The 22,144-nt window shown below is 68.5% G+C and carries 18 protein-coding genes; 10 read left to right on the top strand and 8 right to left on the bottom strand.

The genetic code is table 11. The features are described from left to right. Window positions 1–65 precede the first annotated feature (65 nt). The 3 genes from BBJ41_RS27965 to BBJ41_RS27955 are packed head-to-tail and all read left to right on the top strand — an operon-like array spanning window position 66 to window position 1,988. A complete protein-coding gene (locus tag BBJ41_RS27965; RefSeq protein ID WP_011548759.1) occupies window positions 66–434 on the top strand; it encodes a response regulator in 369 nt (122 codons plus the stop codon). Then, window positions 427–1,053, top strand: a complete 627-nt coding sequence (locus BBJ41_RS27960) for a chemotaxis protein CheC (RefSeq protein ID WP_069749444.1) — start codon at window positions 427–429, stop codon at window positions 1,051–1,053. Before BBJ41_RS27965 ends, BBJ41_RS27960 begins: the two co-directional genes overlap by 8 nt. Then, complete coding sequence (locus BBJ41_RS27955; protein ID WP_069749443.1) at window positions 1,050–1,988, top strand: GGDEF domain-containing protein; 939 nt, start codon at window positions 1,050–1,052, stop codon at window positions 1,986–1,988. Before BBJ41_RS27960 ends, BBJ41_RS27955 begins: the two co-directional genes overlap by 4 nt. Before the next feature lie 37 nt (window positions 1,989–2,025). On the opposite strand, the gene BBJ41_RS27950 is transcribed toward BBJ41_RS27955, so the two are convergent. After that, window positions 2,026–2,904, bottom strand: coding sequence for an alpha/beta fold hydrolase (locus BBJ41_RS27950; RefSeq protein ID WP_069749442.1), 879 nt, complete (start codon window positions 2,902–2,904; stop codon window positions 2,026–2,028). Window positions 2,905–3,096: 192 nt separating this feature from the next. Here BBJ41_RS27950 and BBJ41_RS27945 point away from each other — a divergent pair, with 192 nt between their 5' ends. The 5 genes from BBJ41_RS27945 (at window position 3,097) to BBJ41_RS27925 (ending at window position 8,513) form a co-directional block, all read left to right on the top strand. After that, window positions 3,097–3,429 (top strand): hypothetical protein, encoded by a 333-nt coding sequence (locus BBJ41_RS27945; protein ID WP_069749441.1) that lies wholly within the window; start codon window positions 3,097–3,099, stop codon window positions 3,427–3,429. Window positions 3,430–3,698: 269 nt separating this feature from the next. Then, window positions 3,699–4,547 carry a presqualene diphosphate synthase HpnD gene (hpnD, locus tag BBJ41_RS27940; protein ID WP_069749440.1) on the top strand — a complete coding sequence of 283 codons (849 nt, stop codon included), beginning with the start codon at window positions 3,699–3,701 and terminating at the stop codon, window positions 4,545–4,547. 13 nt (window positions 4,548–4,560) lie between these two features. Then, window positions 4,561–5,817, top strand: a complete 1,257-nt coding sequence (hpnE, locus tag BBJ41_RS27935; RefSeq protein WP_069749439.1) for a hydroxysqualene dehydroxylase HpnE — start codon at window positions 4,561–4,563, stop codon at window positions 5,815–5,817. 11 nt (window positions 5,818–5,828) lie between these two features. Next, window positions 5,829–7,802 carry a squalene--hopene cyclase gene (gene shc, locus BBJ41_RS27930; RefSeq protein ID WP_069749438.1) on the top strand — a complete coding sequence of 658 codons (1,974 nt, stop codon included), beginning with the start codon at window positions 5,829–5,831 and terminating at the stop codon, window positions 7,800–7,802. Between the two features lie 54 nt (window positions 7,803–7,856). Beyond that, the gene (locus BBJ41_RS27925) at window positions 7,857–8,513 is read left to right on the top strand and encodes a phosphorylase (protein ID WP_069749437.1); all 657 of its coding nucleotides are present in this window, start codon (window positions 7,857–7,859) and stop codon (window positions 8,511–8,513) included. Window positions 8,514–8,639: 126 nt separating this feature from the next. Here BBJ41_RS27925 and BBJ41_RS27920 read toward each other — a convergent pair whose 3' ends face one another. Together BBJ41_RS27920 and hpnN are read right to left on the bottom strand one after the other, a co-directional pair. Next, entirely contained in the window at window positions 8,640–9,611 is a 972-nt protein-coding gene (locus BBJ41_RS27920) for an MlaA family lipoprotein (protein WP_069749436.1), read from the bottom strand. After that, a complete protein-coding gene (gene hpnN / locus BBJ41_RS27915; protein WP_069749435.1) occupies window positions 9,604–12,237 on the bottom strand; it encodes a hopanoid transporter HpnN in 2,634 nt (877 codons plus the stop codon). The genes BBJ41_RS27920 and hpnN overlap by 8 nt, the downstream gene beginning before the upstream one ends. Window positions 12,238–12,564: 327 nt before the next feature. Between hpnN and BBJ41_RS27910 the strand changes: the two genes are divergently transcribed. Continuing rightward, window positions 12,565–13,161, top strand: coding sequence for an MlaC/ttg2D family ABC transporter substrate-binding protein (locus tag BBJ41_RS27910; protein WP_011353639.1), 597 nt, complete (start codon window positions 12,565–12,567; stop codon window positions 13,159–13,161). 77 nt (window positions 13,162–13,238) lie between these two features. Here BBJ41_RS27910 and BBJ41_RS27905 read toward each other — a convergent pair whose 3' ends face one another. Continuing rightward, window positions 13,239–13,874, bottom strand: coding sequence for a TetR/AcrR family transcriptional regulator (locus BBJ41_RS27905; RefSeq protein WP_069749434.1), 636 nt, complete (start codon window positions 13,872–13,874; stop codon window positions 13,239–13,241). A gap of 144 nt (window positions 13,875–14,018) precedes the next feature. Here BBJ41_RS27905 and BBJ41_RS27900 point away from each other — a divergent pair, with 144 nt between their 5' ends. Continuing rightward, window positions 14,019–15,542 (top strand): MFS transporter, encoded by a 1,524-nt coding sequence (locus tag BBJ41_RS27900; protein ID WP_069749433.1) that lies wholly within the window; start codon window positions 14,019–14,021, stop codon window positions 15,540–15,542. Between the two features lie 75 nt (window positions 15,543–15,617). On the opposite strand, the gene BBJ41_RS27895 is transcribed toward BBJ41_RS27900, so the two are convergent. The 4 genes from BBJ41_RS27895 to BBJ41_RS27880 all read right to left on the bottom strand — a co-directional run bounded on the left by BBJ41_RS27895 (window position 15,618) and on the right by BBJ41_RS27880 (window position 22,134). Beyond that, on the bottom strand, window positions 15,618–16,262 hold the full coding sequence (locus BBJ41_RS27895; protein ID WP_069749432.1) for a response regulator: 645 nt from the start codon (window positions 16,260–16,262) through the stop codon (window positions 15,618–15,620). Window positions 16,263–16,292: 30 nt separating this feature from the next. Further along, a complete protein-coding gene (locus BBJ41_RS27890; RefSeq protein ID WP_069749431.1) occupies window positions 16,293–17,675 on the bottom strand; it encodes a cache domain-containing protein in 1,383 nt (460 codons plus the stop codon). 159 nt (window positions 17,676–17,834) lie between these two features. Next, a complete protein-coding gene (locus BBJ41_RS27885; protein WP_069749430.1) occupies window positions 17,835–19,397 on the bottom strand; it encodes a sensor domain-containing diguanylate cyclase in 1,563 nt (520 codons plus the stop codon). Window positions 19,398–19,959: 562 nt separating this feature from the next. Further along, window positions 19,960–22,134 (bottom strand): malate synthase G, encoded by a 2,175-nt coding sequence (locus BBJ41_RS27880; RefSeq protein ID WP_069749429.1) that lies wholly within the window; start codon window positions 22,132–22,134, stop codon window positions 19,960–19,962. Between the last annotated feature and the right edge of the window lie 10 nt (window positions 22,135–22,144).

Here is a 22,144-nt window from a genome sequence, read left to right as displayed (position 1 = left end):
GCCTCAAGAAGTGCGCCGCGCGGTCGTTAACGCGAGAGAGACCATTCCGTATACCGCTTCGCTCCATGCCTTTGCCGATTGTAATTGCTGACGATTCGCTGCTCGCTCGCAAACTTCTGACAAAGGCGCTGCCGGGAGACTGGGACGTTGACGTCGCGTATGCAGCGAATGGTCGCGAGGCCTTGGCGCTCTATCGTGACGGCAAAGCTTCCGTGATGTTTCTGGACCTGACGATGCCCGACATGAGCGGATATCAGGTTCTGGAAACACTGCGCCACGAAGATCTGAACACGTTCGTGATCGTGGTATCCGCCGATATCCAGCCGCAGGCGCAAGCACGCGTGCGCGAGTTGGGCGCGATCGCATTCGTTGCCAAGCCCGTGACGTCGGAGGCATTGCTGCCCATTCTCAAGGAGTATGGGTTGTATGCCTGAATCGGTGTTCACGGCGGAGCAACGCGACGCGTTGCAGGAGATCGCCAATCTTGCAATGGGCCGCGCCGCCGCGCGGCTTGCGTTGTTGCTCGGGCGCTTCATCGAGTTGTCGGTGCCGCGCGTGCGCGTCGTGAAAGCGGCCGACGCGGGCGACGCGCTGCGCGAGATGACGGGCATTCACGACAACGTGACCGCCGTGCGCCAGGGCTTCCGTTCCGACATCAAGGGCGAGGCGATCGTGCTGTGCCGCAGCGCGGGCGTCGCGCGGCTCATGTCGATCGTCGACCGCACGTTCGGCGACGGCGTGTACGGCGGGATGGCCACGCCCGACGAACTCGTGTTCGACGTCGCGAACGTGCTGATGGGCGCATGCGTCGCGTCGATTCTCGACGAGCTCGGCCGCAAGCCCGTGTTCTTTCCGCCAGGGCTGCTCGGTTCGAACGTGTCGTTCGACGACGTATTCCAGCCGAACGTGCTCGGATGGAGCGTCGCGCTGCTGCTCGAGGTGAACTTCGGGCTCGAGGATCATGCGTTTCGCGCGCATTTCGTGATGCTGATGGCCGAGGATTCGATCCGGCTGATGGGCGACGCGCTCGACGCGTTGCTGTCCGCGCTATGACGGCCGCCGCTCCGTCGCTGAGCGACCTCGTGATCGAGCGGGTGGGCTTCGGCCTGTTCGTGCTCGACCGATCGATGACCGTGCTGATGTGGAATCGCTTCATGCAGGACCACAGCGGCATCCCCGCCGCCGACGTGATCGGCCGCAACCTGTTCGACTGCTTTCCCGAATTGCCGCGCGCGTGGCTGTCGCGCAAGCTCGAGAGCGTGTTCCAGCTCGGCAGCTTCGCGTTCAGCTCGTGGGAGCAGCGGCCCTACCTGTTCCGTTTCGAGCACGACCGGCCGATCACCGGCGGTGTCGACTACATGCAGCAGGACTGCACGTTCATGCCGCTCACGCGCGGCCGCGATGTCGAGGCCGTGTGCGTGACGATCTCGGACGTCACGCATGTGAGCGTGATGCAGCGCGAGCGCGAGGAGGCGGTCGCGAAGCTGCGCGAGCACGCGAATCGCGACGGCCTGACCGGCATCGCGAACCGGCGTTTCTTCGAGGCGCGGCTCGGCGACGAATTCGCGCGCTGGCAGCGCTACGGCGGCGACATGTCGGTGCTGCTGTTCGACCTCGACCACTTCAAGACGATCAACGACCGCTTCGGGCATGCGGCCGGCGACGCCGTGCTGCGCGAGACGGCGCGCCGTGTCGCATCGATCGTGCGCGCGCAGGACACGTTCGGCCGCTTCGGCGGCGAGGAATTCGCGCTGCTGCTGCCGTGCACGACGCTCGACGAGGCGATGCGGGTGGCCGACAAGGTGCGCGACGCGATCGGCAGCGTGCCGGTCGATGCCGAGGGCGTCCGCGTGCCGGTGACGGCGAGCGTCGGCGCCGCGTGCGCGAAAGCGGGCGCGCCGACCGGCGACGTGCTCGTCAACGAGGCCGACGCCGCGCTCTATCGCGCGAAGCGGCTCGGCCGCGACCGCTCGGTCGCTTACGCGTAGGCGCGGCGCACGACGCGTCGCGCGCCGCGCCTTGCGCTCAGCTTTTCGCGATGTCGGCCAGCACGCCGGCGAGCACGGCCGGCTGCGACACGAACGGCGAATGGCTGCTGTCGAGTTGATGGACGTGGGTCGGATTGCCGGGCGCGAACGCGTCGGCTTCGTCGATGAAGCGCTGCTGCAACGCGGGCAGAATCACGCGATCCTGCAGGCACTTGATGTAGTGACGATCGATCGCGCCCCAGCGCGCGGCGGTCGTCGGGATCGCGGTCGCGAACGGCGCGGCCGGCACGTCGCAGGTCATCAGGTTCGCGACCGCCTCGAAGTCGGCCTGCGGCACGTCGTCATACAGCGCGCGCTTCGCCAGTTCGCGATACGCGGCGTCGCCGCTGCGCGGATCGATCCGCAACGCGCCGGCGACACGCGGGCTCGCGAGCATCAGCGGGCCGAGCATCTCCCCCTTGTTTTCGGGCGCGCGCACGTAGTCGAGGCCGGGCACGCCCGACGCGGGCATGAATGCCGCGAGATAAACGATCTTCGCGATCTTTTCCGGCGCGCGTTCGGCGGCCGCCGTGATCGCGAGGCCGCCCATGCTGTGCCCGACGAGCACGACCTTGCCGTGGCCGAGCGCATACGCATCGTCGACAGCCTGCATCACCTGCGACGCATAATCGTCGAGTGTCGTATTCGCGACCGGCGACGGCTCGGCGCCGAACGCGTCCTTGTCGAGCGGCCGTTCGAGGTAGGAGGCGGGAAAGCGGGCATTGATGCCGTGCGCGGGCAGATCGCGCGCGATCGACAGGTGGCCGCGCGCGGCCAGCGCGGCCGCGACGTGCGCGTAGCACCACGCGCCATGCCAGGCGCCGTGCACGAGCACGAAAACGGGATGGCCGGACTGCGGGGTTGCGTTCGTCTCCATGGGGTCCGTGTTTTTTCGAGAAAGGTGTCATCTTAGTCGAAGCCGCGCGCGTCCAAACGCCAACGCGCGGTGCAATTACGTTGCCGGATGCGAACCGTCCCGCTTGTCTCGAGCAGGCCACATTTCGTCCGGATTCGATATGAATTTGTGCCGAAGCGCGCTAATTTATTGCTTTGCTCCCGATTGCGCCCCATGAACGTCGACTACCTCTTCTATCGGAAGCCGGACAAACCCGGCCCCTATTCGCTCGACGACCTGGGCGAAATCGCGCCGCCGATCGGCCCGGGCGACGTGGTGCGCGCGGGCATCGCGCGCGTGTTCGAGCAGATCGACTGGCAGGAGTCGCCCGATGTGCCGGGCGCGTGGTTCGGCACGGGCGGTGCGGTATTCCAGTTCACCGCGGAACCCGACGGCCGCGTGACGAGCTTCATGGGCTCGCGCCTCGAACGCCGCTCGATGCTGCAGCTCACGCGCGAAATGGGGCTCATTGCACTCGACCTGCAGCGCGACATCGTCTACGGCTGACGCACCGCCGGCGCCGCGCGGCGCCCGTTCCCGCCGAGGCTGGCCGCACCGGCCCGCCAACGGCTTCCGGCGCCCTGCCGGGCATGGCGAGTGTCCGCCATCGAACTTCAAAGATTGCTATACTTTCGCCCAATTCCGGCATCCGGCCGGTAATTTGTGCCTGTCTGCGTCGATCGTTCGCATATCTCGCACGCATTTGACACCCTGACCATCCCAGCCGGGCATGGCTTCTTCAATCGCCCCGCGTGGGTGTCTCCGTGGAGCTTGTCTTGGCCGTTTCCAATTCCGTCGTGGACGAACAAGAAACCGACGCCGCTGCCGCCACATCAGGCAGTTCTTTCTATCTTGCGATGCGCATCCTGCCCGCGGTGCAGCGCGACGCGATGTTCCAGGTCTATGCGTTCTGCCGCGCGGTCGACGACATCGCCGACAGCGACCTGCCGCGCGCCGAGCGCACGGCGGGCCTCGATCGCTGGCGCGCGGACATCGATGCGTGCTTTGCGGGCCACGCGCCGCGTCACCTGGCCGCACTCGACCGCGAGATTCGCGCGTTCAACCTTCAGCGCGACGATTTCCACGCGATGATCGACGGGATGGCGATGGACGCGGTCGAGGATATCTGCGCACCCGACGAGCCGACGCTCGACCTCTTTTGCGACCGCGTGGCGAGCTCCGCCGGCCGACTGTCGGTGAGGATTTTCGGGATGCCGGAAGCCGAAGGGATCAAGCTGTCGCATCACCTCGGCCGCGCGCTGCAACTGACGAACATCCTGCGCGACATCGACGACGACGCGGCGATCAACCGCTGCTACCTGCCGCGCGAACTGCTCGCGCGCGAAGGCATCGCGATCACCGATCCGGCGACGATCGCCCGCGATCCGGCGCTGCCGCGCGTGTGCGCGACGCTCGTCGAGCGCGCGATCGAGCACTTCCGCCAGGCCGACGCGGTGATGGATACGTGCCCGCGCGCGCAGGTGAAGGCGCCGCGCATCATGTCGGGCGCCTACCGCTGCATTCTCGACGCCGCGATCGCACGCGGCTTTGCCGCGCCGCGCGCGCCGCTGCGCAAGCCGAAGGCGCGCATGCTGATGATCGCCGCGCGCTACGCGCTGTTCTGAGTCGACCGAGTCGATGCCCAGAACCGTCCACGTGATCGGCGCCGGACTCGCGGGCCTGTCGGCCGCGGTCGAGCTGCAACGCCGCGGGCGGCGCATCGTGCTGCACGACGCGCATGCGCATGCGGGCGGCCGCTGCCGCTCGTGGTTCGACGGGACGCTGAATACGACGCTCGACAGCGGGCTGCACGTGGTGTTCGCCGGGCAGCCCGCGACGCAGCGCTACCTGCGCGCGATCGGCGCGGCCGGTCAGCTCGCGGGGCCTGCGCTGCCTGAATTCCCGGTCGTCGACGTCGCGTCGCAGCAGCGCTGGACGTTGCGCTTCGGCATCGGCCGTTGGCCGTCGTGGCTGTTCGATGCCGCGTCGCGCGCGCCGGGCACGACGCCGCTCGACTACCTGGCGCTCGCCTCGCTCGCGTTCGCGCGCACGGGCCGTTCACTCGCACAGACGATGCGATGCGACGGCGTGCTGTGGGATCGTTGGCTGCGGCCGTATTTCCTCGGTGTGCTGAACGTCGAGCCGCGTCACGCGAGTGCGGAACTCGCGCGCGCGGCGCTGTGCGGTACGTTTGCCGCGGGCGGCCCGGGTTGCCGTCCGCTCGTCGCGCGCCACGGGCTCGGCAGTGCGTTCGTCGAGCCGGCGCTGCGGATGCTGCAGCATGGCGGCGCGGAAATCCGGCTGAATTCGCGGCTCGACGCGTTCGAATTCGGCGCGCACGGCAATGCGGTCGATGCGGTGGCGATCGGCGGCGAGCGCGTCGATCTCGCGCCGGGTGACGCGGTCGTGCTGGCCGTGCCGCCCGAAGTCGCGCAGCCGCTCGTGCCCGAACTCACCGCGCCCGATACGTTCAGCGCGGTCGTGACCGCGTATTTCGCGGCCGAGCCGTCGGCCGGCGCGCCGGTGCAGACGACCGTCGTCAACGGCGTCGTCGATGCGGTGCGCGCCGGCGGCGGCGGCCAGCTCGCGGCGACGATCCGCGATGCGGGCCGCTGGCTCGACACGCCGCGCGACGTGCTCGCGCGGCGAATCTGGGAAGACGTCGCGCGCGTGACGGGCGCGAACCCGGAAACCATCCCCGCGTGGCAGCTCGTCGTCGAGCCGCGCGCGGGTTTTGCGGCGGTGCCGTCGCAGGAAATGAAACGTCCGGCCGTGCGTACGCGCTGGACCAATCTTGTGCTGGCGGGTGACTGGATTGCCACCGGTTTGCCCGCCACGATCGAGGGCGCGATCCGTTCAGGCCAGCTGGCCGCGGACGTGCTCCAGACACAATAAGAGAGGGACCGATGAACGATCTCACCGAAATGGCTACTTTGTCCGCCGGCACCGCGCCGGCCGGCGTCGACGCGGCCGTCGCGCGTGCGACCGACGCGCTGCTGGCCGCGCAGCAAGCGGACGGGCACTGGGTCTACGAACTCGAAGCCGATTCGACGATTCCCGCCGAATACGTGCTGCTCGTCCACTATCTCGGCGAAACGCCGAACCTCGAGCTCGAACAGAAGATCGGCCGGTATCTGCGCCGCATCCAGCAGGCGGATGGCGGCTGGCCGCTGTTCACCGACGGCGCGCCGAACATCAGCGCGAGCGTGAAGGCGTATTTCGCGCTGAAGGTGATCGGCGACGACGAGAACGCCGAGCACATGCAGCGCGCGCGCAAGGCAATCCATGCGATGGGCGGCGCCGAGATGTCGAACGTGTTCACGCGCATCCAGCTCGCGCTGTACGGCGCGATCCCGTGGCGCGCGGTGCCGATGATGCCGGTCGAGATCATGCTGCTGCCGCAGTGGTTCCCGTTCCACCTGTCGAAGGTGTCGTACTGGGCGCGCACCGTGATCGTGCCGCTGCTCGTGCTGAACGCGAAGCGCCCGCTCGCGAAGAACCCGCGCGGCGTGCGCATCGACGAGCTGTTCATCGACCCGCCCGTCAACGCCGGGCTGCTGCCGCGCCAGGGCCACCAGAGCGCCGGCTGGTTCGCGTTCTTCCGCGTGGTCGACCATGCGCTGCGCGCGGTCGACGGCTTGTTCCCGAGCTACACGCGCGAACGCGCGATCCGCCAGGCCGTGTCGTTCGTCGACGAGCGCCTGAACGGCGAGGACGGCCTCGGCGCGATCTATCCGGCGATGGCCAACTCGGTGATGATGTACGACGTGCTCGGCTACGCGGAAGATCACCCCAACCGCGCGATCGCACGCAAGTCGGTCGAGAAGCTGCTCGTCGTGCACGAGGACGAAGCGTATTGCCAGCCGTGTCTGTCGCCGGTGTGGGACACGTCGCTCGCGGCGCACGCGCTGCTCGAAACCGGCGATGCGCGCGCCGAGGAAGCGGTGCTGCGCGGCCTCGAATGGCTGCGCCCGCTGCAGATCCTCGACGTGCGCGGCGACTGGATCTCGCGCCGCCCGAACGTGCGGCCCGGCGGCTGGGCGTTCCAGTACGCGAACGCGCACTACCCGGACGTCGACGATACGGCCGTGGTCGTGATGGCGATGGACCGCGCGCAGAAGCTCAAGCAGTCGGATACGTACCGTGATTCGATGGCGCGCGCGCGCGAATGGGTCGTCGGCATGCAGAGCAGCGACGGCGGCTGGGGCGCGTTCGAACCGGAAAACACGCAGTACTACCTGAACAACATTCCGTTCTCGGATCACGGCGCGCTGCTCGATCCGCCGACGTCCGACGTATCGGGCCGCTGCCTGTCGATGCTGTCGCAGCTCGGCGAGACGGCCGCGAACAGCGAGCCGGCCCGCCGCGCGCTCGACTACATGCTGAAGGAACAGGAGCCGGACGGCAGCTGGTACGGCCGCTGGGGGATGAACTACGTGTACGGCACGTGGACCGCGCTGAGCTCGCTGAACGCGGCGGGCCTCGGGCCGGAAGATCCGCGCGTGAAGCGCGGCGCGCAGTGGCTGCTGTCGATCCAGAACAAGGACGGCGGCTGGGGCGAGGACGGCGACAGCTACAAGCTGAACTATCGCGGCTTCGAGCAGGCGCCGAGCACCGCGTCGCAGACGGCCTGGGCGCTGCTCGGGCTGATGGCGGCCGGCGAGGTGAACAACCCGGCGGTCGCGCGTGGCGTCGAGTACCTGGTCGCCGAGCAGAAGGAACACGGGCTGTGGGACGAGACGCGCTTTACGGCGACGGGCTTCCCGCGCGTGTTCTACCTGCGCTATCACGGCTATCGCAAGTTCTTCCCGCTGTGGGCGCTCGCGCGCTACCGCAACCTGAAGCGCGACAACGCGACGCGCGTCACGGTCGGGATGTAACGCGTGGGCGCATCCTTGCACACCGGCGCATTGCCCGTCATCGCGGTGACGGGGATGGCGTTCGAGGCGCGCATCGCGCGCGGTGACGGCGTCGAAGCCGTGTTCGCCGCGCGGGCCGACCGGCTCGAACGCGCGCTGGCCGACGCGACCGCACGCGGTTGCGCGGGCATCGTGAGCTTCGGCACGGCGGGCGGGCTCGCGCCCGACCTGGCGCCCGGCGCGCTCGTGATCGCGAATGCGATCGACGGGCCGTTCGGCCGCGTTGAAACCGATGCGGGCTGGAGCGCGCGGCTCGTCGCCGCGCTGCACGACACGCCCGTATGGGCGCGGGTCACGCGCGGCACGATCGCGGCCGTCGGCGCGCCGGTCATTAGCGAACAGGACAAGGCGTCGCTGCATCACGCGAAAGGCGCGCTTGCCGTCGACATGGAGTCGCATATCGCGGCGGCCTTCGCGGCCGCACGGGGCGTGCCGTTCGCGGTATGCCGCGCGATCGTCGATCCGGCGTGGCGCACGCTGCCGCGCGCGGCGACGGCCGGCCTGCGCGACGACGGCAGCACGGCGATCCTGCCGATCCTGCGCGAATTGCTGAAGCAGCCGTCGCAGCTCGGCCCGCTGCTGCAGGTCGCGGCCGACGCGCGCGCGGCGCGCACGACGCTGATCCAGGCGCGGCACGCGTTCGAGCGTGCGGGCGCGATGCGGATCGTCTGAGCGGCGCTCGCCGCGTTTCTGCTTCTCCCTCTCCCCGCTGTCCCGTTTCGTACGCAAAAAAAAAAGAGCGCTGCATGATGCAGCGCTCTTTGTCTTTGCGGTGCTCGCCGTTACGGCATGGCAGCGTTACTGCGCGGCCGGCGCGCTCGCAGGTGCGGCCGGCGTGGCCGGCGTCGAGCTGGCCGATGCCGCCACCGGCGCGGCAGCTGGCGCACTCGCGGGCATCGCATTGTCCGCACCCGGATCGTCGTACTGCGGCAACCCCGGCGCGGCCGGCGCGTTGTTCGGCGTGGCGCCCGATGCGCCGCCCGACTCGCCCGGATCCTCGTAGTTCGGCAGCCCCGGCACGGCCGGCGTCGCGGCCGGCGCGGCGCCCGGTTCACCCGGCTCGTTGTAGGTCGGCAGCGCGGCCGACGACGACTGGCTGCGATACGTCAGCGACTTGCGCTGCTGCAGGTACGCGTCGCGCACGAACGAATACGGATCGAGCGCGGCCTGCTTCAGCAGGTCGGTCGCGCCGAGCAGGTCCGAACGCGCGCTGATGAACTGCGCGATGTACATCGGGTTGCGCGCGGCCGGCTCGATGTAGTTGAGCAGGTTGAAGCGCACGTCCACCGCGCGGCCGACGCCGTCGCGGACCGTGCTCGGCCCGAACACCGGCAGCACGAGGTACGGGCCGGACGGCATGCCCCAGCGCGCGAGCGTCAGCCCGAAATCCTGGTGATGCTTCGGCAGCCCGGCCGGCGTCGCGATGTCGATCAGGCCGGCGACGCCGAACAGCGAGTTCATCGTCACGCGCATCAGATCCTGCGTCGCATCGGTGATGCGCAACTGCAGCAGGTTGTTCGCCATGTTGCCGAGATCGCCGAGGTTCGAGAAGAAGTTGCTGATCGCGGTGCGTACCGGTGTCGGCGTGATCTTCTGGTAACCCTTCGCGATCGGCACGGCGATGTTCGAATCGACGGCGTCGTTGATCTTGTACATCGTCCGGTTCATCGGCTCGAGCGGGTCGTCGGGATTGCGGTTCGGTCCCGTCGCGCAGCCGGTCAGCATCGCGCTGGCGGCGACGGTCGCCGCCATGATTCGCACCTTATTCATTGATTCCTTGCGTTTGGTTCTTGGCGCGTTTGACGCGCGGTTTGCCCATCAGGACGGGCTGGAACACCACGGCGCCGATCAGCGTGCAGGTGAGTGCCAGCGCGAGCAGCTTGCCCATGCTCGACGTGCCCGGGTGGTGCGACAGCCACAGGCTGCCGAATGCCGTTGCCGTCGTCGCGGCGCTGAACAGCACCGCGTGCGTGAGGCTCGAATGCAGCAGGCCCGTCTGCCCCGCCCGCCACGCCATCACGAAATACACCTTGAACGCGACGCCGACGCCGAGCATCAGCGGCAGCGCGATGATGTTCGCGAAGTTGAGCGGCATGCCGAGCACGACGCACATCTCGAGCGTCACGACGCCCGACACGAGCAGCGGCACCAGCGTGCGCAGTACGTCGCCGAAGCGGCGCAGCGTGACCCACAGCAGGATCGTGATCGAGATGATCGACCACAGTGCCGCATGCAGGAACGCGTTGATGATCGTGTCGGCCGAATGCAGGATCGAGATCGGGCCGCCGGTCGCGCCCGGTTCCGCGGCTTTCACGGACTTCGCGAAATGGCGCAGCATCGTGTCGTCGTTCGGATCGACGCCCTTCGGCACCTTCGGCGAAATCTGCACGAGCGCGTGGCCGTCCGGCGCGATCCAGTCGCGCACGAGTTGCGGCGGCAGCGATTCGCGCGTGATGTCCTGCGGCTGCAGCAGCGCCGCGAGCTGGTTCAGCGCGATGCGCAGCGTGTCGGAGAACGCGCGCTCGGCGCGGTCGCGCGTCGCGCTGTCGGCGGCGGCGAGCTTCGCGAGCGATGCGGACAGATGCTGCGCGGCCGCCGCGCCCGGGCCCGGGTGATCTTCGGCTGCGTAGCCGAGCAGGTCCGACACGCGCTTGAGCGCGGCGACGCGCTGCGCGTCGGTCGCGGGCGGCGCGGCCGGCTGCGTCAGCGCGGGCAGCAGGTCGCTCGCGGCCGCGGCGATCGCCGCGCGCTTGGCCGGCTGGTCGGCGGGGATGAAGGTCGACAGCGTGGTCGTACGGCCGACTTCGGGCAGCGCATCGAGGCGCTTCGCGGCCGCGTCGGCATCCGCGAGCGATGGCGCGAGCAGCGTGACGTCGTTGACGGCCGCTTCGGGCGAATCCTTCAGCGCAAGCAGCGTCGCCATCGATTCGCTGTGCGGGTCCTTCAGGTGCAGCGGATTGAAGTCGAAGCGCAGGAACGCGAGCAGCGGCAGCGCGCCGATCACGACCACGAGCGTGCCGATCAGGATCGGTTTGCGATGGCGATCGAGGAAATCGTCGACCGGCGCGAGCCACGGGAAGCCCGGCGTCTTCGATTCGCCCGGCGGCGCGAACAGGCGCAGCAGCGCGGGTAGCAGCGTGAGCGTGGTCAGCAGCGCGACGAACATCCCGACGCCCGCGATCAGGCCGAGCTCGGACACGCCGCGATAAGCCGTGGGGATGAACGAGAAGAAGCTCGCCGCGACGGCCGCGGTGGCGAGCGCGAGCGGCATGCCCATCGAGTGCGCGGCGCCGATCAGCGCGTGATCGATGCGCGGGTCGCGGAAACGTTCCTCGCGATACTTCACGCCGTACTGGATCGAGAAATCGACGCCGAGACCGACGAACAGCACCATGAACGCGACCGAGATCATGTTCAGCGAACCGACCATCGCGAGGCCGAGCGCGGCGGTCACGACGAGGCCGACGAACAGCGTGACGAGCACCGAGCCGATCATCCGCTTCGAGCGCAGCGCGAGCCACAGGATCACGAGCACGGCGAGCAGCGTGAGCGCGCCGTTCAGCGCCGCGCCATCTTCGACCGATGCGAATTCGTCGTCGGCGAGCGGCTGTTCGCCGGTCAGGCGCACGGCTGCGCCGTAACGCTTTTCGAGGTCGAGCGAGCGGGCCGCGTCGCGGATCACCTGGCTCGTTTCCGCGCCGGCCTTCAGCGCGCCGTAGTTGACCACGGGCTGCACGGTGACGAACGCGCGCGCGGGCTGCCGCGCGGCATCGCTGTCGACCAGCGCGCGCCACGAGAACGCGGCCGGCTTGCCGGCGAGCACGTCGTCGACCGTCGCGGCGCTGCGCGCGAGCAGCTTCGCCATCGCGGGCAGTTTCACCTGGCCGGTCAGCAGCGGCTGGCCGAGCGTGGTGGCGAGCGTGGTGGCGAGCCCGGTCAGGCTCGGGTTCTTCGCGAGCTCGTTGACGAGCGGGCGCGCGCTCGCAAGCTGCGACGTCGTATCGGAGACTTCCTGCGGCGACAGGAACAGCAGCCCGTTGTGCTCGAAGAACGGGCCGCCGCCGGGCTCGGCGACCTGGCCGATGCGGCCGGCGTCGGCCTGCTTCTGCAGCGCTTCGGTCAGCGCATGCGCGGCGGCATTCGCGAATTCGGGGGCGGGCGCTTCGACGACCGCGAGGATCGTGCCGTTGCGTTGCGGGAACGCCTTGTCGACAGCCTGGCCGAGCGCGGCCCATTGCGGTTCCGCATCGACGAGCTTGCTGATGTCGGTGTTGATCTTGAAATGCTGCGCGACGTAGACGCCGCTGACGGCGGCGATGACGAGCGACAGGACGACGACCCAGACGGGGCGGCGCACCGACCATGCAACGAGTCGGATGATGAGAGATGTCACCATGTGGCGGTGGGGAGCGGCTGGCTAGGGCAAAGTAGCCAAGTATACCGGCGCGGCGTGGCGACGGTCGTGACGTTGGGGGGTTCGGAGCGGGAAGGAGCTTTGTTCGCGGCGGCGGAATCGATACCGGCGGCCCGTCGTTTTGTAAGGGGATATTTACATAATCGACGCCGGGTCGCGTCGTGGCGCCGCCGCCCGGGCCTGTGACAAATGCGGCCGAAAGGTAACAGTCGGTCACGGTGCGGCACCCGGGCGTCAGGCCCGGTATACTTTGCCGCACCGGCCGATGCAAAGAGCCGGCCGTTTTTTCTCATCGAGTGCGATATCCGTATGAAACGTCATCTGTTTGCTTTCGTCGCGGCCGCCGCCGTGTCGGTTTCCGCTTTCGCGCAGAGCGCCCCGGTCGACATCGTCCGCAATGCGGTCGAGGGCACCGTCACCGCGATGAAGGCCGATCCGGCCGCGCGCGGCGGCGACATGGCGAAGGTCACGCAGGTGGTCGAGCAGCGCTTCCTGCCGGCGACCAACTTCGAGCGCACGACCCGCATCGCGGTCGGCGATGCATGGAAGCAGGCGACGCCGCAACAGCAGCAGGAGCTGTACAAGCAGTTCAAGCTGCTGATGACGCGCACCTACGCCGCATCGCTCGCGCAGCTCGGCAGCCAGGACGCGAAGTTCTCGTTCAAGGCCGGCGGCGCGTCGGGCGCCGATGCGCTCGTGCAGTCGACGGTGACGACGCCGGGCGACAGCCAGTCGGTCGGCTATCGGCTCGGCAAGGTCGGCAACGACTGGAAGATCTACGACATCGACATGTCGGGCGCGTGGCTGATCCAGGTCTACCAGGGCCAGTTCAAGAGCCAGCTCGCGTCGGGCGGGATCGACGGGTTGATCGCGTATCTGCAGAAGCACAATTCGCGGACGAACTGATCGCCGCTGCGCGGTCCGGAATCCGGATGCACAAAGGGCGCCCTCGGGCGCCCTTTTTCATTCCGGCCGGCCGCGCGTCATTCGCCGACGCCGAGCATCCGCAGGCAATCGGCGACGACGGCGTCGACGAACGCGGCGCGATCCGTCTCCGGCGCCGCGATGATGTGATCGGTCGCGCCGTGCACGCCCGCATAGATCAGCAATGCGGTGACCTGCGGGTGCGCGATGCGCCAGGTGCCGGCCTGCATGCCGCCGTCGAGAATGGCGCCGAGCTGCACGAGGATCGCGTTCTTGTCGGCATTCCCGCGATCGTGGTGATGATGGTTCGCGTAGACGATGTCGTGCGTGCGATAGGTTGCCGCGTAGGTCTCGATGTTCGTGCGGATCCACGCGCGCAGGCGGCCGAGCCAGTCGTGGGCATCGCATGCATCCACGGCCTGCTGAAGCCGGTCCAGGAACGACGACGTATAGCGCTGCGCGAGCGCATCGAGCATCTCGGCCTTCGATTCGAAATAGTGATAGAACGTGCCCTTTGCGACCTGCGCGCGCTCGACGATCTCGCTGATGGTCGTCGCTTCGAAGCCTTGTTCGAGGAACAGCGCTTCGGCCGCCGCCATCAGTTCCTCGAGGCGGACTTCCGCCGGCTTCGTGCGCGGCAGCCTGGCTGCCGGCGCATCGTCTTTCACTGTCCTCGTCCTGATCCTGTCCGTCATCGCGCGGCTCGACGCCCGTTCGTGCAAAGCCCGCAGTTTAGGCCAGCACCCTGTTTGCAGCCAATGCAATCCATTGACCGACGGTCAGTCGATATATAAGATGAGAATCATTCTCATCGATATGCCCGTCGAGGGCCGACCGTCATGGATCGCTACCGCCGCGCCGCACTCGTCCTGGCCGCCTGTCTCGGCACCTTTCTCGCCACGCTCGACATCAGCATCGTCAACGTCGCATTGCCGACGCTGCAGACGGCGCTCGATACCGACATCGGCGGCCTGCAGTGGGTCGTCAACGCGTATGCACTCGCGTTGTCCGCGTTCATGCTGTCGGCCGGGCCGCTCGGCGATCGTTACGGCCACAAGCGCGTGTGGCTCGCCAGCGTGATCCTGTTCACGGCCGGCTCGCTGGTCTGCGCGGGTGCGGGCAGCCTCGGGCCGCTGCTGGCCGGGCGCGCGATCCAGGGGCTCGCCGGCGCGCTGCTGATTCCCGGCGCGATGCCGATCCTCACGCATGCGTTTCCCGATGCGCGCGAACGCGCTCGCGTAATTGGCGGATGGTCCGCGTTCAGCGCGCTTGCGCTGATCCTCGGGCCGCTGCTGGGTGGCCTGCTCGTCGAGCATGGCGGATGGCAGAACATCTTCCTCGTCAACGTGCCGATCGGCGTCGCGGCCGTGTTGCTCGGCGCATGGGGCATTCCGGAGCGCCGGCATCCGCAGCATGCGGCGTTCGATCCGCTCGGACAGGCGCTGAGCGTGGTCTGGCTCGGGTTGCTCACGTACGGGCTGATCGGCATCGGCGAAGGCGGCGCGTTGCATGCGAAGGTGCTTGCGCCGCTGGCGGGCGCCGCGGTGGCGTTCGCCATGTTCGTGCGCGTCGAAATGCGCGTCGAGCGGCCGCTGCTGCCGGTCTGGCTGTTTGGCGACCGGCGGCTGGTGCGCGCCAATCTCGCGTCGTTCGTGCTCGGTTTTTCGGGGTACAGCAGCCTGTTTTTCCTGTCGCTGTTCTTGCAGCAGGCGCAGGGTCTCGCACCGGCCGCGGCTGGCTGGCAACTGATGCCGCAGTTCGTGATGATGGCGATCACGTCGATGCTGTTCGGGCGCATCGCGGCGCGCGTTCCGTTGCACACGCTGATGATCGCCGGATACGGCCTGATCGGCGCGATGCTCGCGGTCATGGCCGGCTTCGGCGCGGGAACGCCTTACGTGGCGGTCGGCCTCGCGTTGGCCGTGCTCGGAGTCGGCACGGGGCTCGCGGTGCCTGCGACCGGCATGAGCGTGATGGAGCTCGCGCCGGCCGAACGCGCGGGCATGGCGTCGGCGACGATGAACGCGCTGCGCCAGACCGGGATGAGCATGGGCATCGCCGTGCTCGGCAGCATGATGAGCGTCGGCGCCGTGTATCGGATGACGGGCGCGCTGCAGGCGGCCGGCAGCGTCGATGCGGCGGCGCTTGCGCGCCAGGCCGTGATGGAGCATGTATTCGCGGCGGGCCGGCCGGAGATGCTCGGTGCGTATCGGGATGCGATGGCGCACGGGTTTTCGATCGCGACGGGATGCTCCGGAATCCTGAGCGTGTCGGTTGCGGTGATGTTGATGGTGCGGCGTGAAAAGGGGAAGCGCCCGGCGAGCGCAGCAATGTCGTGCGTGACGTCTTCGCGGCCGGAGTGACTCGGCATGCGTGCGCGCCGCGTATTCCGTTTTCGCCGGAGGCAGCGGTGACGGGGCGACCGCGTTACCGCCACCCTACCGCCGCCGATGCTCGACCGCGAACTTGATCAGTTCGGCCTGTCCTTCGATCTCGAGCTTGCGTTTCAGGTTGAGCCGGTGCGTCTCCACCGTGCGCACCGACAGCGCCGTCTGCTGCGCGATCTGCTTGCTCGACAGTCCTTCGGCCAGCGCGTCGAGGATGTCGCGTTCGCGCGGCGTCAGGCGATCGAGCGGCGACGCGGTCGCGCTCGCGTGGATCATCCGCGCGGCGAGCCCTTCGCTGAAGAACGTCTGGCCGGCCAGCACCGCGCCGATCGCGCGGACGATCTCGCTCGCGGGCGAATCCTTCAGCAGGTAGCCGCTCGCGCCGGCGCGCACGGCCTGCGTCACGTATTCGATGTTGTCGTGCATCGACAGCATCAGCACGCGGATGCCCGGAAAGCGCTCGTGGAATACACCGGCGAGCGTGATGCCGTTCATCCCGTTCATGCCGACGTCCATCAGCGCGAGATCGGGTTCGAGCGACGCGGCGAGCGCGAGCGCTTCGTCGGCGTTGCCGGCCTCGCCGACCACGGACAGATCGGCCGCTTCGAGCCGCATCCGCAGGCCGTCGCGCACGAGCGGGTGATCGTCGACGAGCAGCAGTCGGGCGGCGGGCCGGGCGGTGTCGGGGGCGCTCATGCGAAAGGTCTCCTGTGATGGGGTGCGTCGTCAGGCGTCGCGGCGCAGCGGCACGCGCGCGGCCACGATCGTGTGGCCGACCTGCGACGTGATCGTCAGCATGCCGCCGAGCGCGTCGAGACGCTCGCGCATGTTGCGCAGGCCGATGCCGCGGTGCGCGTCGGCCTGCAAGCGCTCGGCGTCGAAGCCGCAGCCGTTGTCGGCGATGGTCAGCGTGACGGATTGTGCGCCGACGTCCAGCGTGACGGCCGCGCGCGACGCCTGCGCATGATGCACGATGTTGCTGAGCGCCTCCTGGGCGATCCGGAACAGCGCGGTGTTGATGGCCGCGGGCAGCGGCCGCGTGCCGCTGTGCGCGACCTGCGTATAGCCGATGTCGATGCCGCTTTCGGCGCCGAACTCGCGGACGAGCTGCTCGAGCGCGGCCGCGAGGCCGAGATCGTCGAGCATCGCGGGACGCAGCGCATGCGAGATGCGCCGCACTTCGCGCAGCGTGTCGCCGAGCCGCCCGACGCCGGACGTGAGCGCCTGCTCGGCCTCGGGCACGCGCGCCGCGCCGCGCTCGAAGCGCGCGAGCGCGGATTCGAGCATCAGCTTCGCGGACACCATCATCTGGCTGATCCCGTCATGCAGCTCGCGCGACAGCCGCGCGCGCTCGTGCTCCTGCGATTCGACCACGCGCTGCGCAAGCTGCTTGAGCTTCGCGTCGGCGCTGCGCGACTCGCTGACGTTCAACACCAGCGCGCACACGGCGATCGCCGCCGCGCCGGTGAGCGCGATCGCGGTGAGCCAGCTCATCGTGCGCTCGATGTTCGCGGACGCGCGCGCGTCGATGCGCTGCAGCGCGGTGTCGACGTCGTCGAGATAGATGCCCGTGCCGACCATCCAGCCCCAGCGCTCGAGCGCGACGACGTAGCCGAGCTTCGGCGCGACGCGGCCCGTCGACGGCCGCTGCCACGCGTAGCGCACGTAGCCGCCGCCGTTCGACGCCGCGCCGATCAGCTTCTGGATCGTCAGCGCGCCCTGCGGGTCGCGCATCGACCAGTAGTTGTGGCCGACGCGCTCGGGCTCGCGCGGATGCATCAGCGAATTGCCGTGCAGGTCGTAGACGAAGAAATAGCCGTCCGGCCCGAAATCCATCTTCTGCAGCATCGCGAGCGCCTGCGTGCGCAGCATCGCTTCGTCGCGCGCATTGCGGCCGCTCGCGTCGTAGAGCGGCATGATCGCGCTCGTCGCGAGCTCGACGTAGTGCTTCAGCTCGACTTCCTTGCTCGACAGGTAGGCGGCCTGGATCGTCGCGTGCTGCGTGCGCGCGAGCGACGTCGCCTGCTGGCGCACGCCGAAGCCGATGCCGGCGATCGCGAGCAGGAACGGCACGATGGCCAGAAGGAAGATCTTTGCCTTGAGTCTCATGGTGGTGTGAAACGGCCGCGCACCGGTGCGGGCCGGCCGGGCGCGTCAGCCGCGCGGCGGCGCGGTGGCCGCAGTGGCCGCAGTGGCCGCAGTGGCGTATGGAGCCGACATTGTCGGCGATTTTGCCCGCGAGCGGCCGGGCGGCCGCCCCGCTGCCGCTCAGGCGCGCCGCGCGGCGGGACCGCCGGCGGCGGCCGTCTCCACGACGATGCGGTTGCGCCCGCCTTCCTTCGCGCGATACAGCGCATCGTCGGCGAGCTTCAGCGCGGCCTGCATGTCGTCGTCGTGTTCGGGGTAGCTGGTCGTCACGCCGATGCTGACCGTCAGGCGGCCGGACGAGCCGGCGTCGTGCCGGATGCCGAGATCGAGAATGCCCGTGCGGATCGTCTCGGCGATCGTCACCGCGCCTTCCGTGTCGACGTCGGGCAGCACGACGACGAACTCCTCGCCGCCGTAGCGCGCCGCATAGTCGGCCGGGCGGCGCAGGCAGCCGGCGATGCAGTGGCCGACCGCGGCGAGCGCGTCGTCGCCGGCCTGGTGGCCCTGCGTGTCGTTGTAGCGCTTGAAGTAATCGACGTCGATGAACAGCAGCGACAGCGCGTGCTGCGAGCGCGCGGCGCGGCGCCATTCGCGCGCGAGCGTGACGTCGAGCATCCGGCGGTTGTCGAGGCCCGTCAGGCCGTCGGTGCGCGCGAGCGCCTGCAGCTCGGTTTCCGCGCGGTGGCGTTTGCGCAACTGCACGTCGAGCAGCAGCGACAGGCCGACGAAGCCGATCGCGAGCGCGGCCATCGCGGAGCCGATCGGGATCGCGCGGTCGTACCACGCGGCGTAGGTGTCCGCTTCCGAGCGCGCGACCATGATGATGAGCGGCAACTGTTCGAGGTGCCGGAACACGTACAGGCGCCGCACGCCGTCGATCGACGCGGTGTCGGCGAAGCTGCCTTCGCTGGCGGTCATGAACTGCCGGAACGTGCTGGCGCGGCTGATGTTGCGGCCGACGATCTTCGGGTCGTACGGCTCGCGCGCGACCATCAGGCCGTTCGTGTTGATCAGCGCGATCGAGCCGCGATCGCCGAGCGACAGCCGCGAGAACAGGTTCTGGAAATATTCGAGCCGGATCGACATCACCGCGACGCCGCCGAACGAGCCGTCGGGCCGCGTGATCCGCCGGCTGAGCGCGATGCTCGGCGAGCCGCCGCGCAGCCGCGAGTGATACGGGTCGCTGACGTACAGGCCGACGTCGGGGTGGTCGCGGTGGACGGTGAAATACGGCTCGTTGCCGAAATTGGCCTTGCGCGGCACGTCGCTCTTGCCGTCGACCGCGATGTCGCCCTTGGCGTCGAGCACGTAGATGCCGCCGAGGTATTTCGCCGTCGTCGCGCGGTCGAACAGCACCTGGCGGCGCAGCGACATCGGCAGCGCGACCACCGCGGGGTCGTTCTCGCCTTCGACGACGGCCTCAAGCGACAGCGAATAGATCTCGATGTTGCGCTCGATGTCCCACGAGGCCATCAGCGCGAGGTTTTGCTGCATCGTGCGCGAGCGGTCGCGCGCGTCGATGCGGCCTTCGTACAGCACGATCCCGCACAGGAGCAGCAGGAGCAGCGCGATCAGCAGCCCCGTATAGAAGATCAGGTGCGGCAACAGGAACCGGCGCAAATGAGCGGCGACACGGCTGGTCAGGCCGGATTCGCTGGGCATTGCGTAGTCGGTTTCTGCCATGGTCCGTGGATCGATGGGCATCGCCGCCGGACAGCGGGCCGATGCGATTGTTCGTATGACGTGTCGGCGGCGATCCGGTGTGGCCCTTCCGGCGCCTCTTTTCCGCACTGCGGAGAAAATGGACACCGATTATCGGAAATCGCGGCCAGATAAACCAGTAAATCATCCATTCACCGGCAACCTCTGTCGCGATTCGACGATCCGACGAATCGGGCAGCGCGGATTCAACGGAGTATAACGCGCGCGTTCGCGTGCGCGGAAAATGTTGCGACCCGTTGATCCGGATCAAATTACAGTGAAATCCCGGGCTTGCAAATATTGGGCAAAGCGTTGCGGTGCAAGGCTTTGCGGTATGGCAGACGCATCCGCGCCGCGCATGGCCGGCGATTCCGCTGATTTAACGGCGGGTGCGCGCGAAACCTGAATGCGCGTGATATGTACCGATTATCGGTTTCAGCGGACGATTTCAACGGCCGTGTGAACGCGAATATGAAAACGGGCGGCCGCGAGGGCCGCCCGTTTCGTCAGGCTGGCATGCGGGTCAGGCCCGCATGCGCGTGCCTCACGCGCCGCGCTGTTGCGCCTTGAACGCGAGCCGGAACTGGTGCAGCAGCGGCTCGGTATAGCCGCTCGGCTGCGACGTGCCCTGCAGCGCGAGCGCGCACGCGGCCTTGAACGCGGTCGACTGGTCGTAGCCGGGCGCCATCGGGCGATAGTTCGGGTCGCCGGCGTTCTGCTGGTCGACGACGCGCGCCATCCGCTTGAACACGTCGAGCACGAATGCCTCGGTGATCACGCCGTGGCGCAGCCAGTTCGCGATGTGCTGGCTCGAAATGCGCAGCGTCGCGCGGTCTTCCATCAGGCCGACGTCGTGAATGTCCGGCACCTTCGAGCAGCCGACGCCCTGTTCGACCCAGCGCACGACGTAGCCGAGGATGCCCTGCGCGTTGTTCTCGACTTCGCGCAGGATCTCTTCCTCGCTCCATTCGGCGTGCTCGACGACCGGCACGGTCAGCAGGCCTTCGAGCAGCGCGTCGCGCTCGCTCGCGTACGGCGTCTTTTCGAGTTCCTGCTGGACGGCCTGCACGTCGACCAGATGGTAGTGCAGCGCGTGCAGCGTCGCGGCGGTCGGCGACGGCACCCACGCGGTGTTCGCGCCGGCGCGCGGATGCGCGATCTTCTGTTCGAGCATCGCGTGCATCAGGTCCGGCATCGCCCACATGCCCTTGCCGATCTGCGCGCGGCCGCGCAGGCCGGCCGACAGGCCCGCGAGCACGTTGTTGCGTTCGTACGACGTGATCCAGGCCGACGACTTCATGTCGCCCTTGCGGATCATCGGGCCCGCTTCCATCGCGGTGTGCATCTCGTCGCCGGTGCGGTCGAGGAAGCCGGTGTTGATGAACGCGACGCGCGCGGCCGCCGCCGCGATGCACGCGGCGAGGTTCACGCTCGTGCGGCGTTCTTCATCCATGATGCCCATCTTCAGCGTGTTGCGCGGCAGGCCGTACAGATCCTCGATGCGCGCGAACAGCGTATCGGCGAACGCGACTTCGACCGGGCCGTGCATCTTCGGCTTCACGATGTAGATCGAGCCGGTGCGCGAATTGCGCTTCGCCTTCAGGTCGTGCAGCGCGCACAGCGTCGTGACGACGCCGTCGAGAATGCCTTCCGGAATCTCGTTGCCGTCGCGGTCGAGCACCGCGCCGTTGGTCATCAGGTGGCCGACGTTGCGCACGAACAGCAGCGAGCGGCCGTGCAGCGACAGCGTGCCGCCGCCGGGCGCCGTGTATTCGCGATCGGCGTTCAGGCGGCGCGTGAAGGACTTGCCGCCCTTCGCGACTTCCTCGACGAGCGTGCCCTGCATCAGGCCGAGCCAGTTGCGGTAGAGCTGGACTTTATCGTCGGCGTCGACCGCCGCGACCGAATCCTCGCAGTCGATGATCGTGCTGACCGCGGCTTCGAGCACGACGTCCTTCACGTTCGCGAGATCGGCGCGGCCGATCGGCGTCGAGCCGTCGATCTGGATCTCGAGGTGCAGGCCGTTGTGCTTCAGCAGAATGGCGGACGGCGCGTCGGCCGCGCCCTGGTAGCCGACGAACTGCGCCGGCTGCGCGAGGTGCACGACGCCCTTGGCGGTTTCGGCGGCGAGCTGGCCGTCCTGCACGCGGTAGCGCAGCACGTCGCGATGCGAGCCGCTCGCGAGCGGCGCCGCGTTGTCGAGCACGTTGCGCGCGTAGTCGATCACGCGCTGGCCGCGCGTCGGGTTGTAGGCCGAGGTGCGTTCGGCGCCGCCGTCTTCGGGCAGCGCGTCGGTGCCGTACAGCGCGTCGTACAGGCTGCCCCAGCGCGCGTTCGCGGCGTTCAGCGCATAGCGCGCGTTCGACAGCGGCACGACGAGCTGCGGGCCGGCCTGCGTGGCGATCTCGCTGTCGACGTTCGCGGTGGCTGCCGCGACGTTCGACGGAACCGGCACGAGGTAGCCGATCTTTTCGAGGAACGCGCGATACGCGGCGTGATCGTGCACGGGGCCGGGGTGCGCGCGGTGCCAGGTGTCGAGTTCCTGCTGCAGGCGGTCGCGTTCCGCGAGCAGCTCGCGGTTGCGCGGCGCCAGGTCGTGCACCAGGGCCGAGAAACCGCTCCAGAACGCGGCCTTGTCGATGCCGGTGCCCGGCAGCGCTTCGTTTTCAATGAACTGGCTCAGCGCTGGCGCGACTTGCAGTCCTGCTTGGTCGATCATCGTTAATCCT

Origin of the sequence: Burkholderia stabilis (assembly GCF_001742165.1) — a bacterium.
Lineage (GTDB): Bacteria > Pseudomonadota > Gammaproteobacteria > Burkholderiales > Burkholderiaceae > Burkholderia > Burkholderia stabilis.
The sequence above is the reverse complement of the archived record's forward strand: the minus strand, read 5'-3'. Positions and strand labels throughout refer to the sequence as shown.

What these genes read in the sequence shown, in the direction of transcription:
- hpnN (WP_069749435.1), bottom strand. Translation starts at nt 12,237, where the DNA reads ATGGTGACATCTCTCATCATCCGACTCGTTGCATGGTCGGTGCGCCGC.
- shc (WP_069749438.1), top strand. Translation starts at nt 5,829, where the DNA reads ATGAACGATCTCACCGAAATGGCTACTTTGTCCGCCGGCACCGCGCCG.
- BBJ41_RS27880 (WP_069749429.1), bottom strand. Translation starts at nt 22,134, where the DNA reads ATGATCGACCAAGCAGGACTGCAAGTCGCGCCAGCGCTGAGCCAGTTC.
- BBJ41_RS27910 (WP_011353639.1), top strand. Translation starts at nt 12,565, where the DNA reads ATGAAACGTCATCTGTTTGCTTTCGTCGCGGCCGCCGCCGTGTCGGTT.
- BBJ41_RS27890 (WP_069749431.1), bottom strand. Translation starts at nt 17,675, where the DNA reads ATGAGACTCAAGGCAAAGATCTTCCTTCTGGCCATCGTGCCGTTCCTG.
- BBJ41_RS27965 (WP_011548759.1), top strand. Translation starts at nt 66, where the DNA reads ATGCCTTTGCCGATTGTAATTGCTGACGATTCGCTGCTCGCTCGCAAA.
- BBJ41_RS27905 (WP_069749434.1), bottom strand. Translation starts at nt 13,874, where the DNA reads ATGACGGACAGGATCAGGACGAGGACAGTGAAAGACGATGCGCCGGCA.
- BBJ41_RS27945 (WP_069749441.1), top strand. Translation starts at nt 3,097, where the DNA reads ATGAACGTCGACTACCTCTTCTATCGGAAGCCGGACAAACCCGGCCCC.
- BBJ41_RS27895 (WP_069749432.1), bottom strand. Translation starts at nt 16,262, where the DNA reads ATGAGCGCCCCCGACACCGCCCGGCCCGCCGCCCGACTGCTGCTCGTC.
- BBJ41_RS27885 (WP_069749430.1), bottom strand. Translation starts at nt 19,397, where the DNA reads ATGGCAGAAACCGACTACGCAATGCCCAGCGAATCCGGCCTGACCAGC.
- BBJ41_RS27950 (WP_069749442.1), bottom strand. Translation starts at nt 2,904, where the DNA reads ATGGAGACGAACGCAACCCCGCAGTCCGGCCATCCCGTTTTCGTGCTC.
- hpnE (WP_069749439.1), top strand. Translation starts at nt 4,561, where the DNA reads ATGCCCAGAACCGTCCACGTGATCGGCGCCGGACTCGCGGGCCTGTCG.
- BBJ41_RS27960 (WP_069749444.1), top strand. Translation starts at nt 427, where the DNA reads ATGCCTGAATCGGTGTTCACGGCGGAGCAACGCGACGCGTTGCAGGAG.
- BBJ41_RS27925 (WP_069749437.1), top strand. Translation starts at nt 7,857, where the DNA reads ATGGCGTTCGAGGCGCGCATCGCGCGCGGTGACGGCGTCGAAGCCGTG.
- BBJ41_RS27920 (WP_069749436.1), bottom strand. Translation starts at nt 9,611, where the DNA reads ATGAATAAGGTGCGAATCATGGCGGCGACCGTCGCCGCCAGCGCGATG.
- BBJ41_RS27900 (WP_069749433.1), top strand. Translation starts at nt 14,019, where the DNA reads ATGGATCGCTACCGCCGCGCCGCACTCGTCCTGGCCGCCTGTCTCGGC.
- BBJ41_RS27955 (WP_069749443.1), top strand. Translation starts at nt 1,050, where the DNA reads ATGACGGCCGCCGCTCCGTCGCTGAGCGACCTCGTGATCGAGCGGGTG.